Origin of the sequence: cyanobacterium endosymbiont of Epithemia clementina EcSB, assembly GCF_029919255.1 — a bacterium.
Classification (GTDB): domain Bacteria; phylum Cyanobacteriota; class Cyanobacteriia; order Cyanobacteriales; family Microcystaceae; genus Rippkaea.
In genome coordinates this window covers 1888464-1900515 of sequence record NZ_CP123991.1, presented here as the reverse complement: position 1 = coordinate 1900515, position 12052 = coordinate 1888464, and the positions used below count along the sequence as shown (strand labels likewise).

8 protein-coding genes are annotated in these 12052 nt (G+C 35.9%); 2 read left to right on the top strand and 6 right to left on the bottom strand.

What is annotated here, in order from left to right:
• Positions 1 to 9: 9 nt before the first annotated feature.
• Positions 10 to 975, bottom strand: a complete 966-nt coding sequence (locus P3F56_RS06230) for an NAD-dependent epimerase/dehydratase family protein (protein WP_281153743.1) — start codon at positions 973 to 975, stop codon at positions 10 to 12.
• Between the two features lie 504 nt (positions 976 to 1479).
• The gene (gene hemE / locus P3F56_RS06225; RefSeq protein ID WP_281152054.1) at positions 1480 to 2544 is read right to left on the bottom strand and encodes a uroporphyrinogen decarboxylase; all 1065 of its coding nucleotides are present in this window, start codon (positions 2542 to 2544) and stop codon (positions 1480 to 1482) included.
• A gap of 445 nt (positions 2545 to 2989) precedes the next feature.
• Here hemE and P3F56_RS06220 point away from each other — a divergent pair, with 445 nt between their 5' ends.
• Positions 2990 to 4657, top strand: a complete 1668-nt coding sequence (locus P3F56_RS06220) for a mechanosensitive ion channel family protein (protein WP_281152053.1) — start codon at positions 2990 to 2992, stop codon at positions 4655 to 4657.
• A 940-nt stretch (positions 4658 to 5597) separates the two neighbouring features.
• Here the strand turns inward: P3F56_RS06220 and P3F56_RS06215 are convergent.
• Together P3F56_RS06215 and P3F56_RS06210 are read right to left on the bottom strand one after the other, a co-directional pair.
• The gene (locus tag P3F56_RS06215) at positions 5598 to 5936 is read right to left on the bottom strand and encodes a hypothetical protein (RefSeq protein WP_281152052.1); all 339 of its coding nucleotides are present in this window, start codon (positions 5934 to 5936) and stop codon (positions 5598 to 5600) included.
• 411 nt (positions 5937 to 6347) lie between these two features.
• On the bottom strand, positions 6348 to 6641 hold the full coding sequence (locus P3F56_RS06210) for a hypothetical protein (RefSeq protein WP_281152051.1): 294 nt from the start codon (positions 6639 to 6641) through the stop codon (positions 6348 to 6350).
• Between the two features lie 303 nt (positions 6642 to 6944).
• Here P3F56_RS06210 and P3F56_RS06205 point away from each other — a divergent pair, with 303 nt between their 5' ends.
• Positions 6945 to 7565, top strand: a complete 621-nt coding sequence (locus P3F56_RS06205) for a vWA domain-containing protein (protein WP_281152050.1) — start codon at positions 6945 to 6947, stop codon at positions 7563 to 7565.
• 364 nt (positions 7566 to 7929) lie between these two features.
• On the opposite strand, the gene ftsH2 is transcribed toward P3F56_RS06205, so the two are convergent.
• Together ftsH2 and P3F56_RS06195 are read right to left on the bottom strand one after the other, a co-directional pair.
• Positions 7930 to 9816: an ATP-dependent zinc metalloprotease FtsH2 gene (gene ftsH2, locus P3F56_RS06200; protein ID WP_281152049.1), complete on the bottom strand. Its 1887-nt coding sequence runs from the start codon at positions 9814 to 9816 to the stop codon at positions 7930 to 7932.
• A gap of 246 nt (positions 9817 to 10062) precedes the next feature.
• Complete coding sequence (locus P3F56_RS06195) at positions 10063 to 10488, bottom strand: hypothetical protein (RefSeq protein WP_281152048.1); 426 nt, start codon at positions 10486 to 10488, stop codon at positions 10063 to 10065.
• Positions 10489 to 12052: the final 1564 nt, after the last annotated feature.

The window sequence follows — 12052 nt, the reverse complement described above, 5'->3', positions numbered from 1 at the left end:
CAGGGTCTATTAATTCGTTATATTTGTCTTTTTAGGAATTTGATTTAATCTTAAAATATCATCTACAGTTGTACAATAATTTTCTAATCCAAAGGTTGCTGGAGTTACAGGAGCCTTATAAACAAAATGGCGATAGTTAATTGAGAAGTGATCCCAATCCTCCATCCGTAATCGAAAAATAGTAATAAAGAAATTTATTAGGGCGATATTTAAAGGAATGCGAAAATAAATTCTCTTATTAAGGTAAGTACAAATTTGAGTAATGGCTTCATCAACTGTAATTACTTTATTTCCTAATACTAACTGTTTAATCCTAGACCCGCTAGGGGGATGATTAACTAAATATTTAATAACTTGAGCGATGTCTTTAGCATGAATATAATGAAAACTTCCATCTGCTTTAAACCAACGAATTAAGTCAATCCATTTGACGACATCAGAAAATCCCCCAGATAAATGGGAAAAGGGTTTATTTTCTTCGCCTCCAAACACCAAAGTAGGGAATACAGTAGTAATTTTATCAGCAATAGGTAAGTCAATAAGTTTAGTATAACAGATGTATTTAGTGCTAATATAGTTAGTACCCAATTTCCCTGCTTCGGCGAGAGGCTGGTTATTGTGATCTAAAATACTCGCGGTAGAAAAATAAATAATTTGTTCACATATTTCGAGATCAAATGAGTTAATTAATTCCAACATTTTAACAACATTAATCTCATAAGATTCTTTAATGCCTCCCCAACTGGTTGCAGCTAAAATAGCAACATTAATAGTTTTTAGTAATTCCTTGAATTGACCAACACTTTCTAAATCTCCTATTAAAAGATGAATATTGGGACGAGCTTTGTAATCAATTTGTAGTTTTTCAGGGTTTCTGACTAACAAAAAAAGCTCATGAGCCGTTTCTTGGATCAAAGCTTCTGTCATATAATGACCAATACAACCACTCGCACCTGTCAAAAAAATTCGTTTCATTTGTATCATTTTATGATCGACCGTTAATCTCGAGGGAAAAGAAATCTACAATCTCCCTCACCCGTGTCGATTGATTTCGACACTCCCACAAATAAGACTGAGTGACATCTCCGCTAGACCGAATCGACAAACATTAAACATTTTAGTTTAAAATCAACCGACTGCCCTACAGCAAACTGTACTCTTTTTTCAGAGTGTTTAATAGCCAGAATTAGCGTGCTAACCAGACCAGCCATTACTGTTGCCCTATTCAAACGGGTATACCAGCCCCAGGGGACTATCTATCTTGGAAAACGTCTAAGAACAAACCCGCCAGCTATCTATAATTACAGAACCTTATGAATTTTCGGGTAAGAAACACTGATAAACACCTTGAGTGCACAACCGTATTTCGATGGTAGCACAGTTTTTACTCCGCCTAAAGACAGTCAAACTAAACCCCGTGACTAGAGTATGTAGACTTTGTTTATGGAAACTTTAATAGAGGATAAACAAATTTACTAATTAGACTGGAACAGCTGATAACTGATCGACTTGCTTAGCGGTTTCAAAGAAGTAACGCACATTATCTTCAGGGGTTCCCACCAAAACGCCATGGCCTAAATTCAGAATATGGCCAACTTTTCCGGCTTTACGAACTGTATCAAGGATACGACTATGGATAAATTCCTTAGAGCCAAATAAAACCCCAGGATCAATATTGCCCTGTACCTTCATATTAGACCCTAAGCGTTGTCTGGCTTCAGCCATATCCACAGTCCAATCTATACTGACCATATCTACCCTCGACTTTACCATTCGTTCGAGAACTCCTGCACTGCCGCTAACGTAAAGAATGAGAGGCGTATTAGGATGGGTTTGTTTTACTTGACGTACTATTTGCTGTTGATAGGGGAGGGCGAACACTTCATAATCTTGGGGGGTTAATTGTCCTGCCCAAGAATCAAACATTTGTACTATTTGCGCTCCACAGTCGATTTGATAACGAATATAGATAGCGATCACATCAGCTATTTTACTCAAGAATTGATGGAGGATAGACGGTTCAGAAAAAGCCATAGCCTTGATGATGGTATAACTTTTAGAACTTTTTCCTTCAATGGCATAAGCGGCTAAAGTCCAAGGCCCACCTACAAATCCCAAAACCGTTGATTGATTACCCACTTCTTGCCGTAGGGCCTGCAAAATAGTTTTAATAAAGGGGAGAGAGGTTTCAGGATCAAAAGGATGGAGGTTATCAATCTGTTGTTGAGTCCGAATTGGAGAATTAATCATCGGTCCCTTACTTTCAGGAATCTCGAAGAGAATACCCAATCCAGGAAGAGGGGTTAAAATATCAGAGAACATGATGACCCCATCAGGTTGAAATGCTCGCCAGGGTTGTAGAGAAATTTCAATCGCTAACTCAGCATTTTCTGATCTATCACGAAAACTAGGATATTTATCCCGTAAATCTCGATAAACTTTCATATAACGTCCTGCCTGCCGCATCATCCAGACAGGGGGACGTTCCAACACCTCGCCCCGCACTGCACGGAGCAAATACGGGATTTCTGTTGCTTGAGTCATCGTAGCTTCTCTAATAATTTTGGTGCACCTGTCAGCTTATCATCCAAGGGTGAAGTCTCTGTAGTGACGATTCACGAATATTTATTTTTAAATTGATTGGCTCTCCTGGATTAGCTGTGATAGGATCACGGTGATAGATAACTGATAACAATAAAAGACCAAAAGTCTCTTATTCTAAATCTTCCAAAATTATAACGACTTAACTTTTATATAAAGTTAAGTTTAAGTTTTCGAAGTAACAGTGTGCACTCAGGATAATTAAGTTAAGAAATGATTAGCTGCTGATTTGTGATGCACAGTATAGAAGAACTAACTTGTCCTTGGTTTGTGTATACTTTTTACCTCTAACATTTTCTGTCAATTGTCTTACGAAGTTAGTTGTTGTAACTATTGATTATTTTTACTCACAAAAATATCTTACTTTATTAGTAACTACATAATTGATATGCATCTAAATAAAATAAGAAAGTTTGCAATACTAGCAAAAAATATCTTACGAAAAAAGTCTGTTAATGTATTTTTAGGTATTCTTCTTATTTGTCTGATTACATTACCTGTTAAAGCTCAAGCTTTTGTTTTTCCTGATTTGATCAATACCAATAATTGGTTGCCTCAGTCCGAAAAGAATGCTGAGGTATCTGTTTGTATTAGACTGGATGGAATTTGTCTGTTTCAAGTAACTTCACAACTAGAGAATGTTTCTGAACGAGTTAGTCTTATTCAAGACCGCTTAAAAGAAATTAGTCATCTTTACTTTTCCCAAGAGGATCCCGAGGCGATAATTGAAAGGAAAACGATAAACAATCTTCCTAATATTAATGTAACTATTGATGGACAAGAAATTCGCCTGATGACTGTTACAACTTTAGATGTGAAGAATGAAGGCGTTGACATAGCAACGAAAGCTAACTTTATAATTGAGCAATTAGAACAGGGATTGAAACGTGGTAAGAAAGAGAGAGAAAGCATTTACTTGATTAAAAGAGGGCTTATCTCGGCGGCTATTGTGGGATTATTACTGATTATTAATTCTCTTCTATCTCGCCTAATAAAACAGTTAAGTTCTTCTAAAGATAGAGTTTCCAAATATAGAAGTAGTCAGCCAATTTCTACTCTTTTAATCCGGCGAGAACAATGGAATATTAAAGAAGTTCAATACCGACTTTTGCAGATTACTCAAGGGGGAATATGGTTAGCCGGAATTTTAATAATGATCGGACTATTCCCCTATACACGTATTGGAAAGATATGGCTGATTGCTTTTTTGAGAATCCCAATTAGAATAGGAATAGTCAGTTTAGTTACTTATTTAGTAATTCGTATAAGTTATGCTTTCATTGATAAATTCAGTTCTATTTTATTCAATCAAGATTTATTAGCTAAAGTCGAATCGGATCAAAGATTACACTTACGATTGACAACAATTTCTCTTGTTGCTCGCAGTATTATTACTATTATTTTAATGGTAATAGGAATTATTGTTGCTTTGTCAGCAATTGGAATTAATATTGCTCCCTTATTAGCAGGGGTTGGTATTTTGGGGGTAGGTGTTTCTTTAGCATCTCAAAACTTAATTAGAGATGCAATTAATGGTTTTTTTATTATTATTGAAGATCAATATGCAATAGGGGATGTTATTGAAGTTGGAGCTTTTTCTGGGTTGGTAGAAAATATTAATTTAAGAATTACTCAACTTCGTGATCCAGCAGGAAGATTGGTTACTGTTCCTAATAGTGAAGTTAGAATTGTTGCTAATCTTTCTAGTAAGTGGTCTAGGGCTGATTTAATGATACCAGTTGCTTATGAAACGGATATAGATCAAGCATTGAAGGTAGTTTGTGAAGTTGCTCAAGAGATGACTCAAGATAAATTTTGGAAAACCGATATTTTAGATAATCCTGAGATTTTAGGAGTAGATAATTTTGAAGAATGGGGATTGATTATTCGGGTTTGGATTAAAACCAGACCCCTTAAACAATGGAATGTTTCGCGGGAGTTTCGCCGTCGTTTAAAAGTAGCTTTTGATAGCCAAGGTCTACCCCTTCCTATACGTCAACAAAAACTTTGGTTGACTCATGATTCTTCTGATAAAAATAGTCGTCCACCTGCTTAGTTAAAGTTCAACCAATGATCTTATTTTTACATGAAGTTTTATGTATTAACTTAGACTACGCTGGACTAAACGTTTTCACTGCTCTTAAATGTACGCCTTTTAGTATTTTTTCTAAAGCTAACAATAACTTCTAATTGCCCTTCAACCACTCCAGTAATTCTCAATTTTTTAGTAAAAAGATTTAATACTTTCTTTTAAAATTAGCGTTTTTTGATAAAAATCTGAATAGAACTACCAGAAACTGGATATGAAATGCCACATGCCAAATGTTAAAGAAATTATATTAACAATAATTTAAGAATAAATTGTCAATATTCGCTATTTTTAATGTTTTCTGCTACACTTTAACTTCGTTGTTCCCTACAATAACAAATCAAAGAAATGTAATCAGTTTCTTGGTAAGGTGAATTTAACCTATCAAAAATTAGATTTTTTAAAGTAAAAGCACAAGGAATACTTATCTCAGAACATAGGTGAGCAATATTAACCTAAACAGTCGAATTTATTTGACAGGATATTATAGTGATCGATTTATCCATTCTAGAAAATTAACACTTGGCGTAATTTCTTAATACATAACTATTAAAGTAAACCAATCAGCAGAAACGCTTGAACAGAGTCCAATCATCTATCATTAATAATTACCGTTATCGTTAATTTTTTAGGTCCTAATGGTAATACTTATGTACAGTAGATTTCGAATTAATCAGACTATCATTAACCTCTTGACCATCAAAGTTGTTGGAAAACATTATTAGCTATCAGTCAAAGCCCAGCTTAAAAAAATTCACCTTAACAAAAAGTGATTATCTCTAAGCTATTACACACAACACTAAGTGACTAACCCAGAAACGGTTTTTGCAACAGGGATTGAATTTAGCCCCGCCACAAAAACTATTCGCCTCAAAAGGCGAGATTTTAAAAGCGACCAATACAACTTTTAAAATTGAATTAAAGGAATTCGTCGTGTCGGACGTTCCACATCTCCTAAATGGGAATCATGTTCTTCTAAGGTGACATCGAGAGCTTCTGTTTTAGCTTCATAGACAGTTTGATCAAATTGATATCGAGTCAGTTCTCCACGGGGTTCCTCAGTAGCTGCATATTGCCCGCCAACACCCCCTAACCATTCTTCGTGGGTTTTTGACTCAGTCCCGTCTAAATCTTGAATGGTTCCAGTATGAATTTCGAGGGGTTTAGGGTCGGTAATAATCTCCTCTTGAGCAAATGCAGATATGGAACTTGATATTGTCCCCATTCCTAAAACAAGTATCCCCATGCAAATTTTGATTGAGTGAGTTAAACTCTTACAAAGATTCATATTTTTTACCTAATGTCTATAAAAAACTCCTCAGCGACTTTACTCGCCTAACTCCTCAAGATATTTCTTGTAAACACCACACCTAAATAAGATTCCTAAGTTTAACAGCCTCTGTATCTCTCAACTTTAGAATAAAAAGCAATCAAGGAGGCTGCTATCAAAGTCCTTCAAACACCTTCATTGTCCTCGACAATAAATTGCAGATCTATTAAGAGAAACAAAAACTTTCCATTTTTTTTCTTAGGGGTTATGCAATAGGGACAAAGACAAATCCGAGGGGAATTTTGTGTACCAAGTGTCCTTACCCCCATGTTTTTACAGATTCTGTTAACCTCCTTAAGGAGATTAACTAGTAGCTTCTGGGGGCTTTTAATTGGCTGGTTTAATGCTTCCGCTTGAAGATGAGTGAGTGTTTTGTGCTGCTTCCATAGGGGTAAACTCAATATGATCGAGCAAAGTAGTCAAAAATACAAGAAGTAAAAATGGTAAGGATAATACTAAAATAAGTCCCGCCATGGCTAAAGCATAAATTTGACGAGTGTTACTCCACAAGCCTAGAGTACCAACTAAGGTGAGGACAATAACAATTAACCAAACAATAATCTGACCGTAAATGTCCTCAAGGGTACACACCACACGATAATTTTGAAATTCTTTATCCATTATTGAAGTCCGGTGCAAATCTTTTCCTGATGTTCTACTCCACGTTAGTGCGAGGATTTGGATTGAGCTTACTATTTAAAGATTTTTATAAAATCTTGCAATATCCCTTTACAATTTTCAATTTATATGTTCAGAGAACATGACTTATATTGCTAATGCTTTCAAGTTAAAAACAAAAGTTAATTTTGATAGTTGTCTAAGATCAATTCTGATGAAATTCAGGATTTTTAGAGAAAATCCTCAAATGTCATAATAGGCTATAAAGCGAAAGCTAATGATAAATGCTGGGAGGTTGTTTTTTTTATGCCAGGAGACTCAATTATCGAAAATCGGGACTATACTCTGATTATCGACAGAAGTGCCAGTATGGCCACCTCTGATGACCCCAATGGCAAGACCCGTTGGGAAATTGCCCAGGGGCCTACTTACGCCTTGGCTAAGAAATGTGAAGAAGTCGATCCTGATGGGATTACGGTTTATGTTTTCTCCGGTCGTTTCAGAAGATACGACAACGTGACCTCAGATAAGGTTACTAAAATTTATGCAGAAAACGAACCGATGGGACAAACGAACTTGGCTACAGTGCTCCAAAATGGACTTGATAACTATTTTGAGCGTAAAGCGGCAGGTAAAACCCAACCTAATGGGGAAACTTTTTTTGTCATCACCGATGGGGAACCTACTGATCGCAAAGCGGTTATTCGAGTCATTATCGAGGCATCCAAGAAAATTGATCGTGGGGAAGAATTAGCGATCTCTCTAATTCAAGTTGGTCGTGATAAGAAAGTAACCACATTTTTCAAGGCGTTAGATGATGAACTAGAAAAAGCAGGGGCTAAGTTTGATATTGTCAATACAGTAACGTTGGATGATATGAAAGATATGTCCTTAAATGATGTGCTACTTAATGCCATCATCAATTAGACTATTTGAGTTTAAAATAAAGAGTTCATCATTAGTATAGAAATTTTATAAATAATGATGAACTCTTTTCGCGAGGGAAATAAAAAAAATAAGGAGTTTCTAAACTAAAATTATTAAATTAATAGCTAATAACTTCCAAACTGTGTTTTATAACTAAAAAAAATTTACTTTTATCAAAATAAAGTTTCTTCAATTTTGGGTACTTTGTAGACAAATACTTTCAGCTTTTTTATTATTACTTTGCCACAGTTAGGCTAGAAGAACAAAAATTAATTTTGTAGCAATTGAACTTTTCATCAATAACTGAAAAAGAGACGCGATTACTCGAGTCTCCTATTTTATTTTTAAAGTTGCTTGAAACTGATTACAGTTGAGGGACAAACTTTTCCTTTTCAGGAATTTCAGTATATTCAGCCACAATTTGTCTAAACTCTTCACCATCAATGGTTTCTTTTTCGATTAACAATTCTACCAAGCGATCAATCACTTCGCGGTTATCTCGAATGATTTGCCTTGCTAATTGATGTCCCTCCTTAGCAAGAGTCCGAATTTGATGATCAATCCGCATGGCCACCTCCTCAGAATATTCTGAACGGTTCATCAACCCACCTCCGAGGAATACCTCCCCAGAAGAACTCTCCAAGGAGATAGGTCCTAAGTCACTCATTCCAAAACGAGTCACCATTTGCCGTGCCATCTCGGAAACCTGCTGTAAATCGCCACCAGCACCAGTGGTTGTTTCATCATAGCCAAAAACCTCTTCTTCGGCTGCACGACCTCCTAAGGCTCCTGCAATACGCGCCATGAGCTGTGCTTTGCTGGTTAACCCTTGTTCTTCCCCAGGGGTAAACCAGGTCAACCCTTGCGCTTGACCACGGGGGATCAAAGTAACTTTCTGAACGGGATCATGGTCTTTAACTAAAGTTCCGACAATCGCATGACCCACTTCATGGTAGGCAATGAGTCGTTTACTCTTACTATCGACGAGGGGGGTTCCCTCCATCCCAGCTACGACGCGATCAACTGCATCGTCAATTTCTAACAAGGTAATTGCTTCCTTACGACGACGGGCAGTTAAAATGGCAGCTTCATTGAGTAAGTTGGCTAAATCTGCCCCACTAAACCCAGGGGTACGACGGGCAATCGCCTCAATAGACACATCGGGATCGAGTTTCTTATTGCGGGCGTGAACTTCTAGGATTTCAATTCGCCCTTTGAAGTCAGGGGCATCTACAATGACCTGACGGTCAAAACGACCTGGACGCATCAAGGCAGAGTCAAGGACATCAGGACGGTTGGTGGCTGCAATGATAATAATCCCTGTATTGCCTTCAAACCCGTCCATTTCCGTTAGCAATTGGTTTAGAGTTTGTTCCCGTTCATCGTTACCACCACCGATACCTGCACCCCGTTGACGACCAACAGCATCAATTTCATCAATAAAGATTAAACAAGGGGCATTTTCTTTCGCTTTTTTGAATAAATCACGGACGCGAGAAGCACCTACTCCTACGAACATTTCCACAAATTCTGAACCAGAAATGCTGAAGAAAGGAACTCCTGCTTCACCTGCGATCGCTTTTGCCAACAGAGTTTTACCAGTTCCAGGAGGTCCAATTAGGAGAACTCCTTTTGGAATTCGTGCGCCGACTGCGGTAAACCGTTCAGGTTGTTTAAGGAAAGTAACAACCTCTTGTAATTCTTCTTTAGCTTCGTCGATACCGGCTACATCATCGAACATTATGTCGGTTTTAGCTTCCATTTGGAAACGAGCACGGGATTTTCCAAAGCTCATCGCCTGACCTGGGCCTCCTGGCAAATTATTAGACCTACGGAAGAGAAAGAATAATGCTCCAATCAAGAGAATGGGAAACAGTAAGTTTCCTAAAAATCCCCATAAAGCCCCTTCATTACGAACTGGATGGGATTCGATGTCAACCTCTGCTTTCCTTAATTTGGCTATCAAATCAGGAGCATTAACGGGCAAATCCACCCGTGATCGCTGTACTTGATTTTCTAATTCAGGATCAACCGCTTGAACAATTGCAGTTCTCCCTCCTTCATAAAGGTCAACTCCAAGAATACGATCCGAATCTAGATATTCTAAGAATCTTCCGTAGGTCATCCGAGCATTAGCGGTATTGCTCCCCATAATGGTCCCGAAGGGAAAAAATGCCCCTTGCCAAAGAAAAAATCCTACTACTAAAAGGGGTAGACTCCAGAGCAATAGGGTTCTCCAAGAAATTTTCATAGGTTAATGTTTCTCTTAATGGTTAATCAAAAAAATTGCGTCAGTCACCAGTGTAATATTCCACTTTTATCAAGTTGTCTGACATAAATAATGTTAATGTTTGTAAAATGTTAATTAATTTTAACTAAATTTAACGTAATTCTCAGATTTTTGACAACTGTAGTTGGAACAAAGGAAGAAAGTAGAAGTTAAAAGTTAGAGTTTTTTCTTCTCACTCCCTCTCCTACTTTCCCCCTCTCCTCTCACTTAATTTTTCTTATCCTTATCTGCTTGAGCTTTTGAGGCAGTTAAAATGTCCCAGGCAGCTCTAGCAGCTTCGTTAAGGCGATCACCAAAACTGGTGACTTCTGTGACAATCGAATCCCAGTCTTTTTCAATTTCTGTCTGAATTTGCTTTATGGCATCTTCAATTTGTTCGGGTTCAAATAGTTGCCGACGCTCAATATCTTGGCGGGCTTTACGAACTGCTTCTAAATAGTTATCGATGGCAAATTCTCCTGCTTTTTGCACTTCAGCAAAGGCTTTAGTTTTAATAGCTTGAATTAACGCTTCTGTTTCATCTTTTATTGGTCGGTTAGGGGATTTATTTGAGGTTGTCTGGTCAGCTTTAATGATTTCAACATCTACCTGTTCAATAGCATTTTCTCGGGAAACATTGGGTTGGGTTGTCATTATAATTTCCCCTCCTATGGGTTAGAGTAAAAAAATTGAGTAAGTTACCCAAAATATAGGTTAACTTTGTCACCATTACCATTCTACGTAAATTTTAGATCCTAATAAGGATGGGTTAAAAATCAATTAGTGAAGAATTGACTCGAAAACGAACTAATTTACTAACAATGACTCACAAGCCTGGTTGCTGTCCATTGGTAATTCCCGATCTTAAGTTTTCTAACCGTTGTTAGGCACAGGCTAAAGTCTTAGGACTTTTAGTTAATCACACTAAACCTACATCAACTTCAAATTCTCTACTGTGCAAAACTAAAATTCAAATCACACCCAATACTATGTACAGAGCAGGAATTTCGTTATAACTAATAGGTTACGCCTAATGAGCAGCCAAGTTCATGCAATCACTGCAATCGTTTTTGAAGAATTTTATTCTTATCTAACTTAGGGATTTGGAGTTAGAAGTTGGTAATTAATAAAATTAGATCTAACTTATTTAAAGTATTCTACCATCAACTCATCATTTGTGAGCAACTTTTTATCTTAAGTAGATTTAAATAAATATAAGAAAAAAATATATCTCTAAAATTGAATAATCAGAGTTTAACTAAAATTGCTTTAGCTGTTTATGGGTAAACTTAACTAAAGGGAAAATAGTTTAATGAATTTACTTTTTTTAAATAAAAAACTTATTTACGTACGTTGAATGGACTTTTATATAAAATTATTTGCTTTTTATTAAATCTGTATTTAGGCTATAAATTAGCATGGCAAATAAATATATTTTGCATTGTGTTAGCCTAGTTTTACTTGAAAAACTTAACATATGCCTATTGATTTTTATATTTTTTTTGTTAGAAGTATTTTTTGACTTTATCTATTTATTGATCTAGAAATCACGAAATTAACCTTTTTAAGTTTGATTTTATTTTATTTTGTAATATTACTTTAATATTCTGATTTATATATATCTATCAATCACTCTAATTTATAGACCAAACCATATTTTTATAAAAAAAATAACTTTATCTTGTTATCGTATTTTGAATAAAATAGTCTTTCCTGATCTGCAGGGAAGACTATTTTACTTTTATCTCTTTTTTAAAAGTTTTAGATAATTGTTATCTGTTATATTTTTTTTCTTTTCTGAAAGCTATTCAAGATATTTTATATTTTATTCAGTTTAAGTTCTCTTTTTTTAACTTTTTAAAAACTCCTATAATCATTTTCTTCCTCAAATAATCTATCTAGAAATTGCTTTTCTTCTTGTATTCTTGTATTTTCCAAAAGTTTAACCGAGTCTGCAATTTCTTTAATTTTCGCGTCTCTTATATTTAAATATAATACTTATGTTCTTGCCCTTGTTTGTATCACGATGACTTACTCTAGTGAGATCTTGTTTAAGAATTAACTCTTCACTTAAATCGGTGGTCACATAACGGGCAGTTACCCCAATAATCTCTACTCCTATTTCATAAGAACCATGTTAAGGGTTAGCCCTCGCAATTACAGATAAATTAATTAACACTAATAATTCTTGGAAATTCAGTAATAAACCATAGGAGTT

Bases quoted from the DNA above. Each gene is read 5' to 3' on its own strand.
- P3F56_RS06205 (WP_281152050.1), top strand. From the start codon at position 6,945: ATGCCAGGAGACTCAATTATCGAAAATCGGGACTATACTCTGATTATC.
- P3F56_RS06210 (WP_281152051.1), bottom strand. From the start codon at position 6,641: ATGGATAAAGAATTTCAAAATTATCGTGTGGTGTGTACCCTTGAGGAC.
- P3F56_RS06195 (WP_281152048.1), bottom strand. From the start codon at position 10,488: ATGACAACCCAACCCAATGTTTCCCGAGAAAATGCTATTGAACAGGTA.
- hemE (WP_281152054.1), bottom strand. From the start codon at position 2,544: ATGACTCAAGCAACAGAAATCCCGTATTTGCTCCGTGCAGTGCGGGGC.
- P3F56_RS06220 (WP_281152053.1), top strand. From the start codon at position 2,990: ATGCATCTAAATAAAATAAGAAAGTTTGCAATACTAGCAAAAAATATC.
- ftsH2 (WP_281152049.1), bottom strand. From the start codon at position 9,816: ATGAAAATTTCTTGGAGAACCCTATTGCTCTGGAGTCTACCCCTTTTA.
- P3F56_RS06215 (WP_281152052.1), bottom strand. From the start codon at position 5,936: ATGGGGATACTTGTTTTAGGAATGGGGACAATATCAAGTTCCATATCT.
- P3F56_RS06230 (WP_281153743.1), bottom strand. From the start codon at position 975: ATGAAACGAATTTTTTTGACAGGTGCGAGTGGTTGTATTGGTCATTAT.